Annotated in this window: 24 protein-coding genes and 1 riboswitch; of the genes, 13 read left to right on the top strand and 11 right to left on the bottom strand. The window is 66.8% G+C overall.

All coding sequences use genetic code 11. The features are described 5' to 3' along the window. Nucleotides 1-96: 96 nt before the first annotated feature. The gene (locus AC6CHP_RS02525) at nucleotides 97-1,413 is read left to right on the top strand and encodes a glutamyl-tRNA reductase (protein ID WP_188727658.1); all 1,317 of its coding nucleotides are present in this window, start codon (nucleotides 97-99) and stop codon (nucleotides 1,411-1,413) included. Between the two features lie 184 nt (nucleotides 1,414-1,597). Here the strand turns inward: AC6CHP_RS02525 and moeB are convergent, their stop codons facing one another. Continuing rightward, nucleotides 1,598-2,797 carry a molybdopterin-synthase adenylyltransferase MoeB gene (gene moeB / locus AC6CHP_RS02520; protein WP_498228091.1) on the bottom strand — a complete coding sequence of 400 codons (1,200 nt, stop codon included), beginning with the start codon at nucleotides 2,795-2,797 and terminating at the stop codon, nucleotides 1,598-1,600. Between the two features lie 83 nt (nucleotides 2,798-2,880). Between moeB and AC6CHP_RS02515 the strand changes: the two genes are divergently transcribed. From AC6CHP_RS02515 to AC6CHP_RS02505, 3 genes are read left to right on the top strand one after another with little or no spacing between them, the layout of a single operon-like run. After that, on the top strand, nucleotides 2,881-3,546 hold the full coding sequence (locus AC6CHP_RS02515) for a TetR/AcrR family transcriptional regulator (protein WP_104185043.1): 666 nt from the start codon (nucleotides 2,881-2,883) through the stop codon (nucleotides 3,544-3,546). A gap of 48 nt (nucleotides 3,547-3,594) precedes the next feature. Beyond that, complete coding sequence (locus AC6CHP_RS02510) at nucleotides 3,595-3,819, top strand: DUF3107 domain-containing protein (RefSeq protein WP_174176440.1); 225 nt, start codon at nucleotides 3,595-3,597, stop codon at nucleotides 3,817-3,819. Nucleotides 3,820-3,856: 37 nt separating this feature from the next. Next, nucleotides 3,857-4,159: a hypothetical protein gene (locus AC6CHP_RS02505; protein ID WP_104185045.1), complete on the top strand. Its 303-nt coding sequence runs from the start codon at nucleotides 3,857-3,859 to the stop codon at nucleotides 4,157-4,159. 161 nt (nucleotides 4,160-4,320) lie between these two features. Here AC6CHP_RS02505 and AC6CHP_RS02500 read toward each other — a convergent pair whose 3' ends face one another. The 4 genes from AC6CHP_RS02500 to AC6CHP_RS02485 form a co-directional block, all read right to left on the bottom strand. Next, nucleotides 4,321-4,659 carry a 4a-hydroxytetrahydrobiopterin dehydratase gene (locus AC6CHP_RS02500; RefSeq protein WP_498228090.1) on the bottom strand — a complete coding sequence of 113 codons (339 nt, stop codon included), beginning with the start codon at nucleotides 4,657-4,659 and terminating at the stop codon, nucleotides 4,321-4,323. Between the two features lie 42 nt (nucleotides 4,660-4,701). Continuing rightward, nucleotides 4,702-5,514, bottom strand: a complete 813-nt coding sequence (locus tag AC6CHP_RS02495; RefSeq protein ID WP_498228089.1) for a thiazole synthase — start codon at nucleotides 5,512-5,514, stop codon at nucleotides 4,702-4,704. 5 nt (nucleotides 5,515-5,519) lie between these two features. Beyond that, complete coding sequence (gene thiS / locus AC6CHP_RS02490; protein WP_498228088.1) at nucleotides 5,520-5,756, bottom strand: sulfur carrier protein ThiS; 237 nt, start codon at nucleotides 5,754-5,756, stop codon at nucleotides 5,520-5,522. After that, entirely contained in the window at nucleotides 5,753-7,108 is a 1,356-nt protein-coding gene (locus AC6CHP_RS02485; RefSeq protein WP_498228087.1) for an FAD-dependent oxidoreductase, read from the bottom strand. The genes thiS and AC6CHP_RS02485 overlap by 4 nt, the downstream gene beginning before the upstream one ends. Continuing rightward, nucleotides 7,104-7,221, bottom strand: a riboswitch (TPP riboswitch). It overlaps the preceding gene by 5 nt. Before the next feature lie 27 nt (nucleotides 7,222-7,248). On the opposite strand from AC6CHP_RS02485, the gene thiE reads away from it, so the two are divergent. From thiE to AC6CHP_RS02465, 4 genes are all read left to right on the top strand, one after another. Beyond that, nucleotides 7,249-7,998, top strand: coding sequence for a thiamine phosphate synthase (gene thiE, locus AC6CHP_RS02480; protein WP_188727647.1), 750 nt, complete (start codon nucleotides 7,249-7,251; stop codon nucleotides 7,996-7,998). Between the two features lie 76 nt (nucleotides 7,999-8,074). After that, nucleotides 8,075-9,565 carry an RNB domain-containing ribonuclease gene (locus tag AC6CHP_RS02475; RefSeq protein ID WP_498228086.1) on the top strand — a complete coding sequence of 497 codons (1,491 nt, stop codon included), beginning with the start codon at nucleotides 8,075-8,077 and terminating at the stop codon, nucleotides 9,563-9,565. A 303-nt stretch (nucleotides 9,566-9,868) separates the two neighbouring features. Further along, complete coding sequence (locus tag AC6CHP_RS02470) at nucleotides 9,869-11,557, top strand: DEAD/DEAH box helicase (RefSeq protein WP_188727642.1); 1,689 nt, start codon at nucleotides 9,869-9,871, stop codon at nucleotides 11,555-11,557. Between the two features lie 8 nt (nucleotides 11,558-11,565). Then, nucleotides 11,566-12,438, top strand: coding sequence for a DNA-methyltransferase (locus tag AC6CHP_RS02465; protein ID WP_498228085.1), 873 nt, complete (start codon nucleotides 11,566-11,568; stop codon nucleotides 12,436-12,438). 61 nt (nucleotides 12,439-12,499) lie between these two features. On the opposite strand, the gene AC6CHP_RS02460 is transcribed toward AC6CHP_RS02465, so the two are convergent. Beyond that, complete coding sequence (locus AC6CHP_RS02460; protein WP_188727639.1) at nucleotides 12,500-13,348, bottom strand: PHP domain-containing protein; 849 nt, start codon at nucleotides 13,346-13,348, stop codon at nucleotides 12,500-12,502. A gap of 125 nt (nucleotides 13,349-13,473) precedes the next feature. Between AC6CHP_RS02460 and AC6CHP_RS02455 the strand changes: the two genes are divergently transcribed. Beyond that, nucleotides 13,474-15,060 (top strand): aminopeptidase P family protein, encoded by a 1,587-nt coding sequence (locus AC6CHP_RS02455; protein WP_188727637.1) that lies wholly within the window; start codon nucleotides 13,474-13,476, stop codon nucleotides 15,058-15,060. Nucleotides 15,061-15,203: 143 nt separating this feature from the next. Here the strand turns inward: AC6CHP_RS02455 and AC6CHP_RS02450 are convergent, their stop codons facing one another. Then, on the bottom strand, nucleotides 15,204-16,112 hold the full coding sequence (locus AC6CHP_RS02450) for a YflT domain-containing protein (RefSeq protein ID WP_188727635.1): 909 nt from the start codon (nucleotides 16,110-16,112) through the stop codon (nucleotides 15,204-15,206). Between the two features lie 77 nt (nucleotides 16,113-16,189). Here AC6CHP_RS02450 and AC6CHP_RS02445 point away from each other — a divergent pair, with 77 nt between their 5' ends. The 3 genes from AC6CHP_RS02445 to AC6CHP_RS02435 are packed head-to-tail and all read left to right on the top strand — an operon-like array spanning nucleotide 16,190 to nucleotide 19,300. Then, nucleotides 16,190-17,473, top strand: coding sequence for a magnesium transporter MgtE N-terminal domain-containing protein (locus AC6CHP_RS02445; protein WP_066277496.1), 1,284 nt, complete (start codon nucleotides 16,190-16,192; stop codon nucleotides 17,471-17,473). Further along, complete coding sequence (locus tag AC6CHP_RS02440; protein WP_498228084.1) at nucleotides 17,457-18,158, top strand: DUF1003 domain-containing protein; 702 nt, start codon at nucleotides 17,457-17,459, stop codon at nucleotides 18,156-18,158. Before AC6CHP_RS02445 ends, AC6CHP_RS02440 begins: the two co-directional genes overlap by 17 nt. Continuing rightward, nucleotides 18,158-19,300: an Mrp/NBP35 family ATP-binding protein gene (locus AC6CHP_RS02435; RefSeq protein WP_498228083.1), complete on the top strand. Its 1,143-nt coding sequence runs from the start codon at nucleotides 18,158-18,160 to the stop codon at nucleotides 19,298-19,300. The genes AC6CHP_RS02440 and AC6CHP_RS02435 overlap by 1 nt, the downstream gene beginning before the upstream one ends. A 67-nt stretch (nucleotides 19,301-19,367) precedes the next feature. Here AC6CHP_RS02435 and AC6CHP_RS02430 read toward each other — a convergent pair whose 3' ends face one another. The 3 genes from AC6CHP_RS02430 to sigE all read right to left on the bottom strand — a co-directional run bounded on the left by AC6CHP_RS02430 (nucleotide 19,368) and on the right by sigE (nucleotide 21,363). After that, entirely contained in the window at nucleotides 19,368-19,775 is a 408-nt protein-coding gene (locus AC6CHP_RS02430) for a twin-arginine translocase TatA/TatE family subunit (protein ID WP_188809721.1), read from the bottom strand. 69 nt (nucleotides 19,776-19,844) lie between these two features. Then, nucleotides 19,845-20,741 (bottom strand): anti-sigma factor, encoded by an 897-nt coding sequence (locus AC6CHP_RS02425; protein WP_498228082.1) that lies wholly within the window; start codon nucleotides 20,739-20,741, stop codon nucleotides 19,845-19,847. A gap of 7 nt (nucleotides 20,742-20,748) precedes the next feature. After that, nucleotides 20,749-21,363 carry an RNA polymerase sigma factor SigE gene (gene sigE / locus AC6CHP_RS02420; protein ID WP_498228081.1) on the bottom strand — a complete coding sequence of 205 codons (615 nt, stop codon included), beginning with the start codon at nucleotides 21,361-21,363 and terminating at the stop codon, nucleotides 20,749-20,751. A 225-nt stretch (nucleotides 21,364-21,588) separates the two neighbouring features. Here sigE and AC6CHP_RS02415 point away from each other — a divergent pair, with 225 nt between their 5' ends. Next, nucleotides 21,589-22,221 (top strand): O-methyltransferase, encoded by a 633-nt coding sequence (locus AC6CHP_RS02415; protein WP_498228080.1) that lies wholly within the window; start codon nucleotides 21,589-21,591, stop codon nucleotides 22,219-22,221. A gap of 58 nt (nucleotides 22,222-22,279) precedes the next feature. Here AC6CHP_RS02415 and AC6CHP_RS02410 read toward each other — a convergent pair whose 3' ends face one another. Further along, a complete protein-coding gene (locus AC6CHP_RS02410; RefSeq protein ID WP_009357720.1) occupies nucleotides 22,280-22,447 on the bottom strand; it encodes a DUF3117 domain-containing protein in 168 nt (55 codons plus the stop codon). Nucleotides 22,448-22,470: the final 23 nt, after the last annotated feature.

Below are 22,470 nucleotides of genomic sequence, written 5' to 3'. Positions count from 1 at the left end.
CCGGCCGCGCCGTGGCAGGAATCACAGCTTCCGCGTGCGACGGTCCGGGCCTGGAGTTGTTCTACCGAGTAACGAAAAAGCTATGATTGTCCTGCTGTGGTTCTTTTTTCATTGGTGGCTACACACGCCGACATCGATCTTGAGACCGTTGCTCAGTTGAGCAGCGGTTCTTCGGGGATCGCCACATCCGCCCTCTCCGGATCGCCGGCAGTGACGGGTGCCATTGTCCTTGCCACCTGCAACCGCTACGAAATCTATGGCGAGGCCCCCCATCCGGACGATGTGGAGGCTGCCCGCGCCGCTTTGGTGGCCCAGATCAGCGAAGTCAGCGGGCTGAGCGAACCCCTCGTCTCACGCTCCTTCAGTACCCGCACCGGTCCGGAAGTCAGCCAGCACCTCTTTGCCGTCAGCGCAGGCCTGGACTCCGCCGTGGTCGGAGAACGCGAAATCGCCGGGCAGGTCAGGCGGGCCCTTATTACCGCCCAGCATGAAGGCACGGCAAGTTCCGGCCTCGTCCGGCTGTTCCAGGCGGCCTCGAAGACCGCCAAGGATGTCGGCGCGCAAACTGCCCTCGGCTCCCGGGGACTGTCCATCGTGTCCGTCGCGTTGGATCTGGCAACGGACCTGTCCGAGAATCCGGACTGGTCCAGCAAGAAGGTGGTGGTCTTCGGCACGGGAGCCTACGCCGGCGCTACCATGGCCCTCCTGCGCGAACGCGGCTGCACCGACATCTCTGTTTTCTCCTCTTCCGGCCGCGCCGAAGGTTTTGTGGCAACCCGGGGCGGCACCGCCCTCGACGCCGAATCACTCCGGCCGGCCGTGGCGGCGGCGGACGTGATGATCGGCTGCAGCGGTTCCGACACCAGGGTGGAAGCTGATGAACTGGCTGACGTCCGGGCGGATTCCCCGCAGCCGCTGATTGCCATCGACCTCGCACTCACCCACGACTTCGACCCCGGCGTTGGCGAACTGGACGGCGTGGAGCTCCTCACCCTGGAGTCAGTCCGCCTTGCGGCGCCCCAGGAGCAGGCCGAGTCGCTGGCCCAGGCCAGCGGCATCGTCAGTGGCGCCGCCAAGGCCTTCGAGCACGAGCGCGAGGTCCGGTCCGTGGACTCCGCCATCGTTGCCCTGCGCCGGCACACCATGAGTGTCCTGGACGCGGAAATGGAAAAGGTCAGGGCCCGGCACGGCTGCACGGCCGCCGCAGAGGAAGTGGAATTCGCGCTCCGCCGTATGGTCAAGCAGCTCCTTCATGTACCTACGGTGCGCGCCCGCGAGCTTGCCGCCAACGGCCAGCAGGACGACTACGTTGCAGCCCTTGAAGCCCTTTACGGCATCACCGTGGAGCAGCCGGCCGCCGCCGCCCCGCAGGCCGAATGCCCGGTGGACCACCGGGGCCTCGAAACCGCCTGACGCGCCGCTCCCCCGGCGACGCTCTCTCACATCCTGCGCCCTTTTTACCGACGCTCTCTCACTTGACGCGCTGTTCCCGGCGACCCTCTCTCACCCTCTGCTGGCAGGTGAGAGAAGGTTTCGGGTTTTCCCGCGGTAGGTGAGAGAGCGTTTCGATTTAACCGACATCAAGTGAGAGAGCGTCCTAATAGACGGGTTTGTTGGGTTCCACCTCGCGCACCCAGGCGAGGATCCCGCCGTCGAGATGGCTGACCCGCTGGTAGCCCGCTTTCCTGGCCGCGGCGAGGACGTTGGCCGACCGCGTGCCGGCCTTGCAGTGGAACACGATGTCCCGGTCCTGCGGGAGTTCCTTCCAGGCCTCCCCCGCGAGGATCCTGCCCTGCGGGATCAGCACAGCGCCGTCGATGCGGACAATGTCGTGCTCGCCCGGTTCCCGCACGTCCACCAGGTCAAAGTCCTTGAGGCCTGCCTTCCGCGAGGCCAGCATGGTGGCGAGCTGCGCGGCCGTGACGGAATGTTCGGTGTCCGCCTGTTCTGCCGGCGCAATCCCGCAAAAGGCCTCATAGTCCGTCAGCTCCGTGATCGGCTCCGCCGCCGGGTCCTTGGATACGCGGATCTCCCGCCAGCTACCGCCCAGCGCATCAAACAGCGCTACCCGCCCCAGCAGGGAACGGCCGACGCCGGTAATCAGCTTGACCGCTTCAGTCACCATCAGCGACCCCACGGCCGCGCACAGCATGCCGAACACACCGCCCTCGCCGCAGGAGGGCACAGAGCCCGCGGGGGGCGCCTCAGGGTAGAGGTCCCTGTAGGTGGGCCCGTACTTTTCCCAGAACACGCTGACCTGTCCGTCAAAACGGAAGATGGAGCCCCAGACGTAGGGCTTGCCCAGGATGGCGGCAGCGTCATTTACCAGGTAGCGGGTGGCGAAATTGTCAGCACCGTCGAGGATGAGGTCGTAGCCCGCGAACAGTTCCAGTGCGTTGGTGGCATCAAGGCGGACATGGTGCAGCCGGACGTCCACCTGGGGGTTCAACGCGGCGATGGCATCGCGTGCCGACTCGATCTTGGGGCGGCCAACGTCTGCCACCCCATGAATGACCTGGCGCTGCAGGTTGCTGAGGTCAACGTCGTCGTCGTCGATGATTCCCAGCGTGCCCACGCCGGCGGCGGCAAGGTACAACAGCGCAGGGGACCCGAGCCCGCCGGCACCGATCACCAGCACCTTTGCGTTCTTGAGCCGCCGCTGCCCGAGGGCGCCAATCTCGGGGATGATGAGATGCCTCGAGTAGCGTTCCACCTCTGCGGCGGTGAGGTCGGCTGCCGGTTCCACCAGCGGATCCAGGGACACAGATGAAACATTTGCGCTGATTGTCGAAGCCATACTTCAATGTATGCCCCGGGATACCGCCCGGTCATATTACCCCGCAGTAAAGTGGAGGTAACTGCAACGAAAGAAGGACAACCGTGGTCCATGAAGCACGGGCTAACCGCCCGCCGGCCGCCGAACCGCAAGCTCCCTCGCGTCCTGCAGGCCAACGGTCAGCCAGGCTTCCCCGGGACGAGCGGCGCGCGCAGCTCCTCATGGCAGCCCAGGAAGTCTTCGTGGCCAACGGTTACCACGGTGCAGCTATGGATGAAATCGCCGAGACGGCCCACGTCAGCAAGCCGGTGCTCTACCAGCACTTTCCCTCAAAAAGGGAGCTGTACCTGGCCCTGCTGGAGAGCCACCTGGCGTCCCTGACGGACCTTATGCTGGGGGCCCTGAACTCCACCACGGACAATGACGAGCGCGTGCAGGCCGTCATGCGGGCCTACTTCCAGTTCATCGCCAACGATGACCAGGCGCACCGGCTGGTGTTTGAGTCGGACTTGGTCAATGACCCGGACGTCAGCGCACGGCTGGAAACCTTCAACAGGACGTTTGCCGACGCCATCGCGCGCGTCATCGCCGAGGACACCAAGCTCCCCCATCTGGAGGCGCAGCTCCTGGGCCGGGGACTCGCTGGAATGGCGCAGGTCAGTGCCCGCTACTGGCTTGAAACGGACGGCAACCTGGACCTCGATGTTGCCAGCGACCTCATCTACCGTTTAGCTTGGCGCGGAATCTCTCGCTTCCCCAAAGAGTCCTAGACTACAAATAAGACATAACCAACGAACGTGAATGGCTGGGAGGCCCCTGTGGAAATTAAGATCGGCGTTCAGAATATCGGCCGCGAAATTGTCCTGGAATCAAACGAGGATGCGGATTCGGTAGCCAAGATCGTGGAGGCTGCCATCACCAAGGGCAGCGAACTCCGCCTGAAGGATGACAAGGGACGCCTGATCATTGTTCCCGGAAACGCCCTGGGCTACGTGGAGATCGGAGCCGAAGAGGCACGGCGCGTAGGTTTCGGCCAGTTCTAGGGCCTGCCGACGAACCACCCGTAGCCCAAGGAGGACCATGCTTTCGCTGACCATTGTTGTACTGGCGGCCGCCGCCGCAGGCTTTATTGTCTGGGCAAACGACAAGCGGCATGCCAAGTACGGGGCTGGCGTGCCCGCCGGGGTTTCCGTGGCCGTGGCAGCCCTGGCATGGATCATCCTGATGGCCGCCGGATTCGGATACCTGCCGGGACGCACCTGGATCCCCTGGGTCCTGCCGATCGTGCTCGGAGCCGCGTCCGCAACGGCGGCCGCCATCTACCTGGGCCGTTCACGTGCGCGCCAGGATACAGAACGGCTCACGGCAATCCTTCGGGCCTGAGGCCTGCCGGGCACCTCGTGCAGCGCACTTCAAGCCCACCGGCAGTGGCCGCTATCCCCTTGGGGGTGGCGGCCACCGCCGGTTAAGGACACAGGGGCTGGTGGCGCGGACGCTCAGCGACCCGACTGTTCTGCTGGGGGCAACCAACGCTGCGCAGCCAGCTAATGCCCCTGCACGTACTTTGCCGGCTCTGCCTTGGCGCCCGCCGCTGCCGCTGCTTCACTTGCTCCTGCGGCTGCGGCGAGGTCCCGGCCGGTCACCTGTCCCCCGGCGTCGTGGGACGTGTAACGGATAAAGACGCGGTTGTAACGCCAGTCGAGGTCCGGATGGTGGTTCTGTTCCTCGGCCAGGCGTCCGACGGCGGCAATCAGCTCAAGTGCGGCAGCCGCCGTCGGCATCTTGAAGACAGTGACCAGCCCGCCGTTGCCGGCCCGCCAGTCAGGCAGTTCAGCCAGGGCTTCGTCGATCCGTTCCGGGGGAAGTGCATCTTTGCCGGCCACTGCTGCTCCTGGGATCAGGGCGCCGGCCGGCAGAAGGCGGGCCTACAGGAACTCGGCCCGGCCCTCCATTGCCGACGACGCCAGCGCATGTTCACGGCGGGGTATGCGACCAGCCGCTTTCGCCAGCCTACCGGCGATGACGGCGTGCTTGAAGGCCTCCCCCATCAGGGCAGGGTTCTGCGCCCGGGTCACCGCCGTGGCCAGGAGCACGGCGTCGCAGCCCAGTTCCATGGCGAGGGCTGCGTCGGAGGCCGTGCCGATGCCCGCGTCAAGCACCACCGGTACCGAGGCCCGGGACACGATGAGCTCGATGTTGTGCGGATTGAGGATGCCCAGGCCGGTGCCGATGGGCGAGCCAAGCGGCATCACAGCGGTGGCTCCGAGGTTCTCCAGCCGCAGGGCCAGCACGGGGTCGTCATTGGTGTACGCGAAGACCTTGAATCCCCTGTTGACCAGCTGCTCTGTGGCGTCCACGAGCTCCACGGCGTCCGGCAGGAGGGTGTGTTCGTCGGCGATGACCTCAAGCTTCACCCAGTCGGTTTCCAGGGCCTCCCGTGCCAGTTCAGCGGTCAGCACAGCATCACGTGCAGTAAAACACCCCGCGGTGTTGGGCAGGACCCGGATGCCGTGGTCCACCAGCAGCTGGAACAGCGAACCCGCCTCATCCGGCGAATAGCGGCGCATGGCCACGGTGGTCAGTGAGGTGCCGGAGGCCAGGAGTGCGGCGCCCAGGCCGTCCAGGCTGGGCGCGCCGCCGGTGCCCATGATGAGCCGGGATGCCAGTGGGACGCCGTCGATCACCAGGGGGTCCTGGACGCCGGAGAGCTGGCTGTTGGTGATGGTGGTTCCGGTCATGGTGGTCAGCCTCCCTGTACTGCCGTGACAAGTTCGACGTCGTCGCCCTCGGCGAGCGCCGTGGCGGACCACAGGCTCCGGGGCACCACCTGGGCGTTGCGGGCTACGGCCACACCCAGCTTCCGCCCGTCCGTGGCCCGGCCGTCCGCGGCCAGTGGACGGCCGGTGACCTCGCTGACGAGCGCGGTGATGGAAGCGTCGTTGGCCACGGTGTGGCCGGTTCCGTTCAGGGTGATATTCATGCTGTCTCCTGGGTGTTGGGTGGGGTTGCAGCCGCTTCAACCAGGTGGGAGGGAGCAGCGGGAAACCGGCCGGGGTTGAACGGGGCCCACCGGGGGTCCTCGATGCCGTCCATGAGTTCGCGGCAGATTGCGGCCGCAGCCGGGGTGAGCAGGATGCCGTGCCGGAAGAATCCGGTGGCAATGATGAGCCCTTGCACGTGGCGTGACCCTTGGGCGCCGGGCATTTCAGACGCCGTCTGCCGGTCCTCAGGTCCTCCGGGCAGCGGCACCCTTCCGAGCAGCGGGGCGTTGTCCGGTGTGCCGGGCCGGGCGCGGGCCGTGCACTCGAGCAGCTCCAGCTCAGCGACCGCGGGCACCAGCACCTGGGCATCGCGGAGAAGCTGGTATACGCCTCCTGCCGATACCGCCCCGGCGCTGGAGCCCGCCCCCCTGCCCAACGCGTCCTCACGCTGGGTTGCCCCGATCACCACTGTTCCGTCCTGCCGCGGAACGATATATACGGGGACACCGCGCACGAGTCCGCGGATGGTGGAGGTCACCAGGGGCCTGAGGTGCGCCGGTACCGCAAGTCGAAGGATGTCCCCATGGACCGGCCGCAGCGGCAGGTGCAGGCTCACTGGCAGTCCGGTGAGTCCCGGGGCGTGCAGTCCGTTGGCCACCACCGTCTCCCCGGCCAGCACGGTACCCCCGCCCTCCAGGGCTACCCCGGCTACGGCCCCGTCCTGCCAGAGCAGGCCGGCTGCCTTGTCCGGCACGGCGAATCCCTCTGCGGCGCGGGCAACGCCGCTTACGGTCGCGCGGGCACCCCCCGCCAGGGCCCGGCGGAGGCAGGCCACCAGCAGCCGGGGGTCCACCTGGTGGTCCCCCGGCGTATCCAGCGCACAGGCAATGCCCGGACTCAAGAGGGGCTCGCGGCGCCGGGCCTCGCGGATGGTGAGCGGTTCAACCGTGAGGCCGTTGGCCTGCTGGACGGCACGCAGGTCCAGCAGCGCCCGCCTGTCCGCGGCATCGGCACCCACGGCGAGGGTCGGCGTCGTAAGATATCCGGGATCCGAGTCCGCGGCCGCAGCGAGGTCCGCAGCGAAACCGGGCCAGCGGGCGGAGGCTTCGAGCATGAGTTCCAGGAGGTCCTCCTCCTGGTAGTGCAGTTCGCTCACCGGCGCAAGCATCCCTGCGGCCGCCCAGCTGGCTCCGGAGCCGGGGGCGTCGTCGATCACCACCACCGAACGGCCCGACCGCCTCGCCTCCCAGGCGATGCCGTGGCCGATGGCTCCTCCGCCGATCACCGCAACGTCGGTTGTGATTGTGGAGCCGGAAGACGGGGGGCCGCTTACGGCATGCACGTCAGGCATCGGTAGTCTCCTTCCCTACGCCGGTATTAACCGGATCAGGTCAAGCGGTCGGCTCTGACGCCCTCTCAGCCCGGCGCTTTGTGACAGCTGCCGCGGCTCCCGCAGTACGAGCCCAGTGTAAAGGAATTAGGCTGGCTCCCATGAATGTGTCCCACCCCCCTGCCGCCGCTTCCCGTCCGTCCGGAACAGACGCCTTTATCAACGCGGAGGGCAGCGCCGGTTTGCACAGTGCGCGCCTTTACCTCTGCACGGACGCGCGCCGCAGCAGGGGCGACTTCGAACAGTTCGTGGATGCCGCATTCGCTGGCGGCGTGGACATCATCCAGCTCCGGGACAAGTCCATCGAAGCCGCCGAGGAGCTGGAACTTTTAGCGATCCTAAAGGAGGCGGCGGTCCGCCACGGCAGGCTATGGGCAGTCAACGACCGCGCCGACATTGCCGTGCTGTCAGGAGCGCCGGTGTTCCACATCGGGCAGAAAGACCTTCCCCTCAAGGCAGCCCGGACGCTGCTGAACGGGAACGCCGCCATCGGCCTGTCCAGCCACAGCCCTGAACAGGTGGATGCCGCCCTGGCCGCGGCCGCCGGCCCGGCGGCGCTCGACTACTTCTGCGTAGGCCCGCTGTGGGCAACACCCACCAAGCCCGGCCGCGCCGCCGTCGGCCTGGACCTGGTGACGTATGCGGCCGCCGCTTCAGCGGCGCAGGGGCAGGGACAGTCCGACGGCGGCGTGCCCTGGTTCGCGATCGGCGGGATAGACCACGGCAACGTGGAACAGGTGGTGGAAGCCGGGGCCAGCAGGATCGTGGTGGTCCGGGCCATTACGGAAGCCGACGATCCGGCAGCCGCAGCCGCATCGCTGCTCGACGCGCTGGACGCCGCCCGCCCGTGACGCGGCGCCGGATCTGCGGCGCATCCCGCGGGCGGTTCCCTGCACTATTCGCGGAATTCGGGCTACGCTGATTTTCGTGTCACATCATCGGCTGGCCCCCAGTGTCCACGAGCACACCAACGCCCTCGAGGCTGCACTCAGCGCCCTGCGGACGGAGCTTGAGCTGCCGGGCGACTACCCGGAAGATGCCGTGGAGGACGCCGAGGCCGCGGTGTCGGCACTGCAGCTGCCGTCCCATGACCTGACGGGCATCGACTTCATCACCATCGATCCGGCGTCGTCCACGGACCTTGACCAGGCGCTCCACATTGAACGGGACGGCAGCAGCTACCGCGTGCTCTACGCCATCGCCGACGTGCCCTCATTCGTGGCTCCCGGCGGTCCCCTGGATGCCGAGACGCGGCGCCGCGGCCAGACTTTCTACACCCCGGACGGCCGCATTCCGCTGCACCCGGAGGTCATCAGCGAGGGCGCCGGAAGCCTCCTGCCGGGGCAGGACTGTTCCGCGTTCGTGTGGGACTTCCGCCTTGATGCCCGCGCCGAGGTCACAACCGTGACGGTCAGGCGGGCTCGGATGCGCAGCCGCGCCAAGCTCAGCTACAAGGGTGCCCAGGCGGAACTGGACGGCGGCAGCCCTTCAGACGTCCTGGTCCTCCTCAAAGAGGTGGGGCTCAAGCGCGTGGAGCTGGAGCGTGCCAGGGAGGGTGCCAGCCTGAACATGCCGGACCAGGAGATTGTCCAGCTTCCCGACGGCGGCTACCGGATTGCCGCGGCCCCGCAGCTTCCGGTGGAGGACTGGAACGCCCAGATCTCGCTCATGACGGGAATGGCGGCGGCGCAGCTCATGCTGGCCGGCAAAGTGGGCATCCTCCGCACCATGCCCTCACCGGACGAGCGTTCCCTGCACCATTTCCGGCTCCAGACGGAGGCACTTGGGAAGCCCTGGGACGGTGAGGTCAGCTACGGCGAATACCTCCGCAGCCTGGATCCCACCGATCCCCGCCAGCTGGCCATCATGCACTCAGCGGGAATGCTCTTCCGCGGTGCGGCGTATACGGCGTTCGACGGCACGGTCCCTGAGGACGCCGTGCAGTCAGCCATCGGGGCCGCCTACGCCCACACCACCGCACCGCTGCGCCGCCTGGTGGACCGCTTTGTCCTGGTGACCTGCGAGGCCCTGTGCAACGGCGGCGAGGTGCCCGGCTGGGTCCGTGAGGCGCTGCCGTCGCTTCCCGAGATCATGGCCAGCTCGGACCAGTTGGCGTCCCGGATGGAACGCTTGGCCCTGGACACAGTGGAGGCGGCGCTCCTCGTGAACCACATCGGACAGGAGTTCGACGCGATCGTGATCTCCGGATCCAAGCCCCAGAAGGAAAACGGGAACGGCGGCAACGGAAAGAACGGCAACGGCAACGGCGGCTCGGGCATCATCCAGATGGCCGAGCCTGCCGTCACGGCCCGTTGTGCCGGCGAACTGGTGGCCGGAACCAAGGTCCGGGTACGCCTGGTGTCCTCCGACATTGCCACCCGGGAAGTGCATTTCGAGCTGGTCCCGTCCTTGTCCTGAGAGGGGCGGTTCTTCCTGCGGGTAGGCAGGCACACCGGGCCAAAGCCGGGTTTCCGTCCCCGTGCGGCTAGACTGAAGAGGTAGAAATGGATGCCCGGTCGTTGATTTCCTTGATTTGAAACCAACAAGCCCGCCCCTACGCGATCTTGAGATACACCCGCTGGTCACCAGTGCCAGCATTTTAGATAGCCCGCGATCGGCTTCCACTGGAATTGCTTGCGCGCCTGAGCGTGCTCCGGAACGGCCTTGGGCCGGCCCGTTGAGCAGGCAGCGCCAATGCCCAAATGAATAAGGAAACTCCACGTGAGTGAATTGCATACCCACCAGCTCCTGACGGACGACTCCGGCACCGAAACGATCGAGCCGGAAGAGACCATCATCTCCGACGAGAAGCCGCACGAGATTGAGGAGAAGTCCTTCGCGGACTTCAACGTCCGCGCCGACATCGTGGAATCCCTCGCGGACGCCGGCATCACCCATCCCTTCCCCATCCAGGCCATGACCCTGCCGGTGGCCCTCTCCGGCCACGACATCATCGGCCAGGCGAAGACCGGCACCGGCAAGACCCTGGGCTTCGGCATCCCCGCCCTGCAGCGGGTGGTGGGCCGGGACGACGCCGGCTACGAAAAGCTCGCTGTCCCCGGCGCACCGCAGGCCCTGGTCATCGTTCCCACCCGTGAACTCGCGGTGCAGGTGGCCAACGACCTGCAGACGGCCTCCCGCAAGAGGAACGCACGCATCGCCACCATCTACGGCGGCCGGGCCTACGAGCCCCAGGTGGAAGCCCTGAAGAATGGCGTGGAGGTTGTGGTGGGAACCCCCGGGCGCCTCATCGACCTCTACAAGCAGAAGCACCTGAGCCTGAAAAACGTCAAGGTCGTCATCCTGGACGAGGCCGACGAAATGCTTGACCTCGGCTTCCTGCCCGACGTCGAAACCCTGATCGCGGCCACGCCGGCAGTCCGCCAGACCCTGCTGTTCTCCGCCACCATGCCCGGCCCCGTCATTGCCATGGCCCGCCGCTACATGACCCAGCCCACCCACATCCGTGCTGCTGATCCGGATGACGAAGGCCTCACCAAGCGGGATATCCGCCAGCTGATCTACCGTGCGCACAGCATGGACAAGATCGAAGTGGTGGCCCGCATCCTCCAGGCCAAGGGCCGCGGCCGGACCATCATCTTCACCAAGACCAAGCGCACCGCGGCCAAGGTCGCCGAGGAACTGGTGGACCGGGGTTTTGCCGCCGCCGCGATCCACGGCGACCTGGGGCAGGGCGCACGCGAGCAGGCGCTCCGGGCTTTCCGCAACAACAAGGTGGACGTCCTGGTGGCAACCGACGTCGCCGCCCGCGGCATCGACGTGGACGACGTCACCCACGTCATCAACTACCAGTGCGTGGAAGACGAAAAGATCTACCTGCACCGGGTGGGCCGCACCGGCCGTGCCGGCAACAAGGGCACCGCCGTGACCTTCGTGGACTGGGACGACATGCCGCGCTGGGGACTGATCAACAAAGCCCTGGGCCTGAGCGTGCCGGAGCCCATTGAAACCTACTCCTCTTCTCCGCATCTTTTTGAGGACCTGGACATTCCCGTAGGCACCAAGGGCCGGCTTCCGCGCGACAAGCGCACCCTGGCCGGTGTTGACGCCGAGGTGCTGGAGGACCTGGGCGAAACGGGCAAGAAGAACGCCCGCGGAGGCCGCGACGCCGGCAGTTCCCGCGACCGCGACGGCCGTGGCCGCGACAGCCGTGACCGCGGGGCCAAGCGCGAAGGCGGCCGCAGCGGCGACTCCGCTGCCCGCTCCGGCGAGCGCCGCCGTCGTACGCCCGAGGCAGCCGCAGCACCCGCAGCTGCCGGTGACGCTCCGGCAGCAACCGAGGCCGAGCAGCCCTCACGCACCCGGCGCCCCCGCACCCGCACCCGGCGCCGCAACGGTGAAGTGGTGGGCGGCGGGAACGCCGCACAATCCGGCAGCACCGAGGCCTAACACCCTTCATGACTGACACTGTCTGGGCGCCGGACGGCAGCAGCCTGGTGGTCCACGCGGACAACGCGGACTTCCTCCCCTCGCTGCCGGACGGCGCCTTCACACTTATCTACGTGGACCCCCCGTTCAACACGGGCCGGGCCCAGCGGCGGCAGCAGACCACCATGGTGGTCAACGCGGACGGCACCGGCGACCGCGTCGGCTTCAAGGGGCGCTCCTACGACACCATCAAAGGCGCGCTCCACCGCTACGACGATGCCTTCAGCGACTACTGGTCCTTCCTGGAGCCGCGGCTCGTGGAGGCGTGGCGGCTGCTGGCGGAGGACGGCACCCTGTACCTGCACCTCGATTACCGCGAGGTGCACTACGCCAAAGTGATGCTGGATGCGATCTTCGGCCGTGAATGCTTCCTGAACGAGATCATCTGGGCCTACGACTACGGCGCCCGGGCCAAGAACCGCTGGCCCACCAAGCACGACAACATCCTGGTGTACGTCAAGAATCCCGCGAAGTACCACTTTAACAGCGCCGAGGTGGACCGCGAACCGTATATGGCACCGGGCCTTGTCACGCCTGCCAAACGCGAACTGGGCAAACTGCCCACGGACGTCTGGTGGCATACCATCGTCTCGCCCACCGGCAAGGAAAAGACCGGGTACCCGACGCAAAAGCCGGAGGGCCTCATCCGCCGGGTGGTGGCGGCGTCCAGCCGGCCCGGTGACTGGTGCCTGGACTTCTTCGCCGGTTCCGGAACCCTGGGTGCGGTGGCCGCAAAGATGGACCGCAGGTTTGTGTGCGTGGACCAGAACCAGCCGGCCATCGACATCATGGCCCAGCGCCTGGGTGCCCACGCCGAGTTCACCGCGTTTCCGCCCAACTAGGTAGCAGCACATGTCGGTTTGAGCCTTCAAAACGACATGTGCTGCTACCTGGTTGCCGTGATCAGGGACGGACGACGGCGGTCCCTGTCCCCAGCTCCTCGATCCTCGCCAGGACGTCCGGCTCGGTGAGGTTCTCCCCCAGCAGGTTCGGTTTGCCGGTGCCGTGGTAGTCCGATGATCCGGTAATCAGGAGGTCGTGCTTGCCGGCGAGCCGCCGCAGGAACCGGCGCCCTTCTTCCGGATTGTCACGATGGTTGATCTCCAGGCCCGCCAGGCCGGCGTCGATCATCTCCTGGTACACCCGCTCACCTACGATCCTGCCGCGGGAGGATGCCACGGGGTGGGCGAAGACAGGGACCCCGCCGGCAGCACGGACCAGTTCGACGGCGATGGCCGGCGCGGGTGCGTAGTGCTGGATGAAGTAGCGCGAGCGTGAGGTGAGGATGGAGGCAAAGGCCTCGGAGCGGTCCTCCACCACCCCGGCGGCCACGAGGGCGTCCGCAATGTGGGGGCGGCCGAGGGTTGCGCCGGGGGCCACATGGTGGATGACGTCGTCCCAGGTGAGGGGGTAGTCCTCCGCAAGCAGGGTGACCATGCGCTCGGCACGGGTATGCCGCGCGTCCTTGGCCTTGGTGATTTCCTCCAGTAGTCCCGGATGCTTCGGGTCGTGCAGATAGCTCAGGAGGTGGACGCTGATGCCCTCCTCTGTCCGGCAGGAAACCTCCATCCCGGGGACCAGGGCTACTCCGTGCTCAACGGCCGCAGCAGAGGCCTCATCCCAGCCTGCCGTGGAATCGTGGTCCGTCAGCGCTATGACGTCCAGGCCGGCGCGGGCGGCGGAAGCCATGACGTCTGCGGGATTCTCGGTGCCGTCCGAGACATTGGAGTGGGCATGCAGGTCGATCCTCACCTGTCCAGACTAGTTGACCCGGCGTTCACCCTGTGTATGCCCGGCCGCAACTCCCCCGTACCGGCCCCCGCCCACACGGGCTGCGCCTGTTCGCGCAGCCGCGACGCTGGTGAGACGATGGTGCGGTGAAAGATGCCGAAAACACCCCCACCTCTGCTTCCCAGCCGCTGGAGGAGCGCGTCAACAACCGCTCGCAGCGGCCCAGTTCCGACGCTTTCAGGGCCTTCATGGCCGGCAACTGGGCGCCCGCCAGCCAGGAGCTCCCGGCACGTGACGCCGTAGCCGGCCACGCCTCGGCCCGGCGCAGGGCAATCTCCGGACAGTTCAAGGGCGAACGCCTGGTGATCCCCGCCGGCCCGCTGAAAGTCCGCTCCAACGACTGCGACTACCGCTTCCGCCCCCACTCCGGATTCGCGCACCTCACCGGGCTCGGCCTCGACCACGAGCCTGACGCCGTCCTGATCCTTGAACCGGTCGGGGAAGGAAAGGGCGACGACGGCGGCCACCACCGGGCGACGCTCTACTTCCGGCCGCTGGCAGGGCGGGACACGGAACAGTTCTACGCGGACTCCCGGGCCGGCGAGTTCTGGATCGGCGCCCGTCCCACCCTGGCCGAGTTCGAGGCACGCCTTGGCATGGCAACGGCACACATCGACCAGCTGGAGACAGCCATCACCAAGGACGTGGGCGCCCCGGAAATCGGCGGCATCTCCATCCGACTGGTCCGCAAGGTGGATGAGAACATCGACGCGCTGGTGGACACCGCCCGATACAACACGGCCAAGGACCCGGACAACCTGGACCTCGCCGTCCTCGATGCCCTGGACGAAAAGCTGAGCGAAGCCCTCTCCGAACTGCGCCTGCTCAAGGACGACTGGGAGATCGAGCAAATGAAGCTCGCCGTGGCTGCCACCGTTGAAGGCTTCGAGGAGGTGGTGAAAGTCCTGCCGCGCGCCCTCACGCATGCCCGCGGCGAGCGCGTGGTGGAAGGCGCCTTCTTCGCCCGGGCACGCGAGGTGGGGAACGAACTGGGATACGACACCATCGCGGCCTCCGGTAACAACGCCACGGTGCTCCACTGGACCCGCAATACCGGAAAGATCCACGCCGGAGAGCTCCTCCTGCTGGACGCCGGCGTGGAAGCGGATTCCCTCTACACGGCGGACATTACCCGCACCCTTCCCGCCAGCGGCGTGTTCACCGACATCCAGCGCAAAGTGTACGAAGCGGTGCTCGACGCGGCCGACGCCGGGTTCGCCGCCGCGCAGCCCGGGGCGAAGTTCCGCGACATCCACACTGCAGCCACCACCGTCCTGGCCGAGCGGCTTGCGGAGTGGGGGCTCCTCCCGGTGACGGTGGAGGAGGCCATCAGTCCCGAGGGCCAGCAGCACCGCCGCTGGATGCCGCACGGCACCAGCCACCACCTGGGGCTGGACGTCCACGACTGCGCCCAGGCCAAACGGGAGCTCTACCTGGACGGCATCCTCACCGAAGGAATGGTCTTCACCATCGAACCCGGCCTGTACTTCAAGGCCGAGGACCTGGCGATCCCGGAGGAATACCGCGGAATCGGCGTCAGGATTGAGGACGATGTCCTGATGACCGCCGACGGCCCGGTCAACCTGAGCGCGGCCCTGCCGCGCAAGGCCGAGGACGTGCAGGACTGGATGGCGGGCATCTACCGTGAAGCTGACGGGGCCCAGGAAGCCTAGTCCCCGCGGGCCCCGGGTTTTGGGATGGCTACCGTATGAGCCTTCCATCCTCGGCAAACCTGCTGATTAAACCAACAAAGCGGGGCTGCCGGAACACATGTTCCGGCAGCCCCGCTTTTGTTTCCCCGTCAGGCCGCTGCGGGCTACTGCCGCGGCTCGCCCGGGTGCTGCTCAGGAGCGTGCCCCGGTGCGTCCGGCTGGCCGTCAACCCGCTGACCCTGCGTGGCCTGCTGACCGGCGTCCGGGTGGCCTGCGTCAGCGGTGGGCTCCTGCGGCAGCCGGACGCCGTACTGCGGCCGGCCGTCCGGCAGGTCCGGGTACCGTACGGCCCGGGCCGGGGCGGGCTGCTCCTGCTGCGGGGCAGCAGCCGGGCCCTGGTCCGCCTGGACAGGATGCGCCTGGGCGGAGGACCCGGAAGACTGCTGGCCATAAGGATCGTTCCAGCCCGAGGGACGGGCAGGACCCTGGCCGGGCTGGTTCTGCTGGTAGGGCTGGCTGTTGTAGTCGCGCTGGGTGTAGGGGCCACCGCCGGCGGCCGCATCCGAGCGGGTCATCGGCAGCTGCTGGAGCAGCCGCCGTGCCTCGTGGGCAGCCTCCGGCGACACCACGACGTCGTAGCTGGTGGCCACCACCTGGTTGGTGGAGGTGAAGTCACGCTTGCCGCGCTGCATGGCGTAGGTGACGATGCCGAAGAGCATAAAGAACGCTGCGCCCATCAGCACCGAGGTAAGTATGGAGAAGTATCCTGGCGACGGTGCGAAGAAGGACAGCATGACACCCACGAACAGGCCGAACCACATGCCGCTCAGCGCTCCGGAGAGTGCCACCCTGGGGTAGCTCAAGCGGCCGGTCACCCGCTCCACCATCTTCAGCTCGTTGCCTACGATGGACACCATGTGGACGGGAAACTGCTGGTCCGCAAGGTAGTCCACGGCCTTCTGGGCATCCAAGTAGGACGTGTAGGAACCCACGGTATCGCCGGTGGGAACGGCCCGGGCTTCATCCATTCCGCCGGGCCCGCCGGCCTTGGGAGCACCAAATATGTTTGCCATACCCCCATTCTTGCCCATGAGCATGTGTGCTGCCTGTAAATTCAGCTAAAAGAGAGCAGACTCGGTAGCCTGTAGGAGTGAGCACAACTCCTACCCGCGTCTTCGTGGCGCGCCTTTTGGGCCTCGACGTCTTCGACCCGCTGGGCGACCGGCTGGGCCGGCTGCGCGATGTTGTTGTGCTGTCCCGGGGAACGCAGGGCGCACCGCACGTGGTGGGCATCGTCGTCGAAGTCCCCGGCAAGAAGCGCGTCTTCGTGCCCATGACGCGCATTACCTCCATCGACCAGACCCAGATCATCTGCACCGGGCTGGTGAACCTGCGCCGCTTCGAGCAGCGCGGCGCCGAAACGCTGGTGGTGGCCGAGATGTTCGACCGCCGCGTCACCCTGCGGGACGGCAGCGGCGACGCCACCATCGAAGACATTGCCATGGACCAGCACCGCTCCCGCGACTGGTTCGTCAGCAAGCTCTTTGTCCGGCGCGGCCATTCCCTCTCCCCGCTCAGCCGGCTCCGCCGCAACGAAACCCTGATCATCGACTGGGCCGACGCCCTCCAGGGTCCGCGCACGGAGCCGCAGGCCGCCACCCAGTTCGTGGCCAACCATGAGGACCTCAAACCCGCAGACTTCGCAGAAGCACTGCAGGAAATGAGCGACAAACGCCGTTTCGAGGTGGCCAGCGAGCTGCAGGACGAACGCCTGGCCGACGTCCTCCAGGAGCTCCCGGAGGACGACCAGGTGGAGATCCTCTCCGCCCTTGACGTGCAGCGCGCAGCCGACGTGCTGGAGGAAATGGACCCCGACGACGCCGCCGACCTCCTCGGCGAGCTCCCCTCCGCCCAGGCGGAGGAGCTGCTTCAGCTGATGGAGCCGGAGGGCGCAGAGGACGTCCGGCGCCTGCTGGAATACGACGAGGACACCGCGGGCGGGCTCATGACCCCGGTGCCGGTGATCCTTCCTCCCGAGGCCACGGTTGCCGAAGCCCTGGCCCACGTGCGCCGCGAGGAACTCTCCCCCGCGCTTGCCTCGTCCATCTTCATCGCCAGGCCGCCGCTGGAAACGCCGACCGGCCGTTTCCTGGGTGTTGTCCACATCCAGCAGCTGCTCCGGTTCCCGCCGTTCGAGCCGCTCGGCAACCTGGTGGACAAGAACCTGGAACCGTTGTCGGACCAGGCACACATCAGCGAAGTGGCGCGGACGCTGGCTACCTACAATTTGAACTCCCTCCCCGTGGTCAATGACGCCGGCCGGCTTGTGGGGGCGGTGACTGTTGATGACGTTTTGGATCATCTGTTGCCGGATGATTGGCGCGCCCACGATGGCGAAGCCCCGATAAGAAGGCTTGGTGGCCGTATTGGCTGAGAGCAGCGCACCAAAAAATCCGAACCAGCGGACACCCGCCAGGAAGACGGCGGACAAGGGCAGCCTGGACACGCCGCTGAGCGGCCGCCAGCGGATCCTGCCCAAGTTCTCGCCGGATCCCGATGCCTTCGGCCACGCCACAGAGGGCTTTGCCCGTTTCATGGGTACGCCGCAGTTCCTGGTCTACATGACGGTCTTCGTGGTCATCTGGCTGGCCTGGAACACCTGGGCACCGCTCGAGTGGCAGTTCGATTCCCGCGCCCTCGGTTTCACCCTGCTGACGCTGATGCTGTCCTTGCAGGCCTCCTACGCTGCGCCGCTGCTGCTGCTGGCCCAGAACCGGCAGGACGACCGCGACCGCGTCTCGCTCCAGCAGGACCGCCAGCGCGCCGAGCGCAACCTGTCCGACACTGAGTACCTCACGCGGGAACTCGCCTCCCTGCGGATTGCGCTGCGCGAGGTTGCCACACGTGATTACGTCCGTGCCGAGCTCCGTTCGCTCCTTGAGGACATGCTGGAGGCCCAGGAGGAGCTCCGGACCCATGATCCCTCCGGCCAGGGGCAGCACGAATCCCCCCGCGACAAGGTCAAGGAAAAACTCAAGGAACAGCGCGACCGTCAACGGAGCCCCCGCACCCAGCAGATCCCCCGGGTCAAGCCCGGCCATTCCACCCAGGACCGTTAATGAACGAACCCATTGCCAACACTGCGTTGGCTGAGGCAGTCAACGCTGCCCTGGCCACGGTCATCGACCCCGAGCTCCGCCGCCCCATCACCGAACTGGGCATGGTGGAGTCTGTCGCCGTGGATGACGCCGGCCGGGCCAGCCTGGTTGTCCTGCTCACCATCTCCGGCTGCCCCCTGCGGGAGACCATCACGGCAGATGCCACGAACGCGCTGCTGGCAGTTCCGGGAGTGGCCGCCGTCGACGTTGAACTCAAGGTGATGACCCAGGAACAGCGCGATGCCCTCAAGGAGCTGCTCCGCGGCCAAGGAGGCCAGCGCGGCATCCCCTTCAACGAGCCTGGTTCCCTGACAAGGGTCTACGCGGTGGCAAGCGGCAAGGGCGGGGTCGGGAAGTCCTCGGTGACCGTCAACCTGGCCTGTGCCCTTGCAGCGCAGGGCCTGCGCGTCGGCATCGTGGACGCGGACGTCTACGGCTTCTCCGTCCCGGGCCTGATGGGCATCACGCAGCAGCCCACGCGGGTGGACGACATGATCCTCCCCCCGGTCGCCTACGGGGTGAAGGTAATCTCCATCGGGATGTTCGTCAGCGGAAACCAGCCTGTGGCCTGGCGCGGACCCATGCTGCACCGCGCCCTCGAACAGTTCCTTACTGACGTCTATTTTGGCGACCTGGATGCCCTGTTCCTCGACCTGCCGCCCGGCACCGGTGACATTGCGATCTCCGTGGCCCAGCTGCTGCCCAAGGCGGAAATCCTGGTGGTCACTACGCCGCAGGCTGCTGCCGCCGACGTCTCCGAGCGCGCGGGAGCCATCGCCACGCAAACGGGCCAGAAGGTGGCGGGCGTCATCGAGAACATGTCCTACCTGGAAATGCCCGACGGCGGCAGGATGGAATTGTTCGGCAGCGGCGGCGGGCAGGTCCTCGCCGAGCGGCTGACGGCAACGGTGGGGGCAGAAGTGCCGCTCCTGGGCCAGATTCCGCTGGACATCCAGCTGCGTGAAGGCGGGGACATCGGCGTGCCTATCGTCCTCGGCCAGGCCGGTACACCGGCCGCGGCGGCACTGTCAGGTATCGCCGGACAACTGGCGGCAAAACCGCGTGGACTGGCCGGGATAAAACTGGGCCTTCAGCCGCGCTGAGCCGGCGGCAGCCGGCAAGGGTGCAGAAAAGAGCAACTGTCGGGGAGCTGCTGTGCGCCAGGCGCTGCTAGGTGGCTTCGGTGTCGAAGGGTGCAGCCTCGCCCGGCGGCAGTGATTGGAGCACCCGTTCCGGCCGCCTAGGCGCGGCATCCGCTGCCACGGCGGCGGCCCCGGATACTGCGGCCACAGCGGCCGGCGCGCCGGCGCTGACGGGTTTGGAGTCGTCGTCGAGGAGCGCCTCTTTGATGATGCGGCGGGGATCGTACTGCCGGGGGTCGTATTTCTTCCAGTCGACATCATCGATGTCGATGCCGACTTCTTCCTTGATCTGCTCACGGGCACCGGACGCCATGCGCCGGACTTCCTTGACCAGGTTCGCCAGCTTCTGGGTGTATTCGGGCAGCCGCTGGGGGCCGATCACCAGAACGCCAATGATCAGCAGAAGAAAGAACTCCGGGCCGTTGATTCCAAACACTTTAGGAAGATTACCCTCTCCGGGCTGCCAGTGACGATTTCAACCCGGGGCTCGGGAGAACTGCCTGCGCTACGGGACGAAAAAGGCCACAATCCGGTTGGCCCCGCGCTGCAGCCGCGTCGTGAGCGGTTCCCCGCCCGCTTCCGCAGAAGGCGGGATTCCGGCGGCAACGCCTTCTTCAGCCCTGGTGCCCATGCTCTGCAGGATGGGGACGGCGTCATCGGCCCGTTCCGCCGGCAGGTCGGACTCGTAGGTAAAGCTGTGCCCCGGCGTCAGGTAGGTTGCCGACCACGGCGAAGACTGCCACACGCGAAGGTTGTTACCGGCCGTGCCGGCTTCCAGGTCCGCAGCCCCCTTCTGTCCGCCGGGGTCCTGGCCGTCACCGCCCTGTTTGGGGAGCCGCTGTTCAGTCACAGTGGCGTAGTGGGCCCCGTCGGTCAGCCGCAGTTCAACCGCCGGCTGCCCGTTGAGCACGGTGGCCCTTGCCGACTCAAGGTGGAAGCCCATCGCTTCAAGTTCCGGGCAGGCCCAGCCTTCGGAACGCAGCCTGGTGAGCTGTTCAGCGTTCAGCTGCCTGCCGTCCGCCGGCGTCTGGGATGACACCTGCGAGAAGGCGGCGGGGTTTCCGGTGGCTTCCCCGGGCAGGGGGTCCCCTGCAGCCGCAAAGGCACCTGCAGCCAGGACCGCCGCAGCGGCCGTGCTGCCGCCGGCGGCCAGCGCCAGGACCCGGACAGCCGTGCGCGGCGACGCGGGCCGCTGGGCGGGACGGTGCGGGACGGCAGCCAGTTCCTGCGTCCGTGCCAGCAGACGGGCCGTCAGGTCATCGCTGGCGGGAGGGATGGGGGCATCGCGGAGCCGCTCCAGGTACTGGCGTTCCCGCCGCAACGCTGCAGAGCATTCGTGGCAGGACTGGAGATGGCTGCGCGTGCGCTGGTGCCTGCGTCCGAATGGAGTCCGGGACCTCATGCGCCGTTCAGAGGATACCGGCGATACGCGGCATGGACAGTTTGCGGCGCGAGTGCTGGGGACGCGGATCCCGGTGTGCCAGCTTCTCCCGAAGCATGGTCCGTCCGCGGTGGATCCGGGAGCGGACAGTGCCCAGCTTGACGCCCAGCGCTTCCGCCACTTCGTCGTAGGACAGGCCTTCGAGGTCGCAGAGGACGACGGCGGCTCGGAAGTCCGGCGGTAGTTCCTCCAGCGCAGCCTGGACATCCACGTCCAGGTTGTTGAGCTCGAAGCTCTGTTCCGGACCCGGTTCACGTCCGGGAAGCCGGGATTCGGCATCCTCGGCGAGGGCGTCGAACCTGATCCGGGTTTTCCGCCGTGCCTGGTCCAGGAAGAGGTTGGTCGTGATCCGGTGCAGCCAGCCGTCCAGTGTGCCCGGCTTGAAGTTCTCCAGCGAGCGGAAGACGCGGACAAACACCTCCTGGGTGAGGTCCTCGGCGTCGTACTTGTTGCCCGTCAGGCGGTAGGCCAGCCGGTAAACCTTCGCCGAGTGGTTGGTGACCACTTCTTCCCAGGTGGGACGCACCCACTCAGCCGCAGGATGGTTTGTTGCAGGGACAGGTGCCACAACTGAAGATGACATCGTCCACTCCCCTCGTGGAATACTAACGCCCGGATACTGTTGACATCTCTGATTCGGCGCCGGTCACCTTTTGGATGAGCGGATATTAATCATTTCAAACTTGTCTGGGAATTTCCTGATTGTGGAAAAGTTCAGCCATAGGCGCAACAGCCTGCCTTCCCTGCCGTTGCCATCGGACACAGTAGGCTGTAGAGGACATTCCCTGCCGCCCAGAAAGCGAAACCCATGAGCGCCGACAAGTCCACCAGCTGGTCCTATGCAGAAGATCTTCCTGCTGAGGATGAGGTCATGCTTCGGGCCAGGGAGCGCTCCTTCGAGCTCGGTGTGACGCCCATTGGCCCGGGAGTGGGAGCAGTCCTCACCGTGCTGGCTGCCGCATCCAAGGCCCAGACCGCCGTCGAGATCGGGACCGGAGCGGGCGTTTCAGGAGTGTGCCTGCTGCGCGGCCTTGGCCCCCAGTCCGTCCTCACCACCATCGACGTCGATGTCGAACACCTTCGGGCGGCGCGCGAGGCATTCTCCGAGGCGGGCAGCCCTGCCAACCGCACCAGGACCATTTCCGGACGGGCGGGCGACGTCCTCCCCCGGCTGACGGACCGCGCCTACGACCTCGTCTTCATTGACGCCGACAAGCCCGGCCTTCCCGGATATGTGGAACAGGCAATCCGGCTCCTGAAGCCCGCAGGGCTGCTGATCGTGAATGACGCGCTGGACAAGGACAAGGTGGCCAACCCGGCAAGCCGGGACGCCACCACCGTGGTCCTGCGCCAGGTGGGCAAAGCAATACGCGACGACGACAGGCTTGCCTCGGCCATGCTTCCCACCGGCGACGGCCTGCTGGTGGCCGTGAAGAAGTAGGGATTGGAAACAGGCAGGGCCCGCAGCCTGGTGGCTGCGGGCCCTGCCTTGTCACGATTTACTCGGTAACGCCGACCAGGCATTCCTTGAGGTTGGCTGCCTCAGCAGCGTTCAGCTCGACCACCAGTCGCCCGCCGCCTTCGAGCGGGACGCGCATGATCAGGCTGCGGCCCTCCTTGGTGACTTCCATTGGGCCGTCGCCGGTGCGTGGTTTCATAGCCGCCATGAGGAATTCCCCTCCATTTAGTC

The organism is Pseudarthrobacter sp. GQ63 (assembly GCF_059758765.1).
Note: the sequence above shows the minus strand (reverse complement) of the source record. Positions and strands in the feature narration are given on the sequence as shown.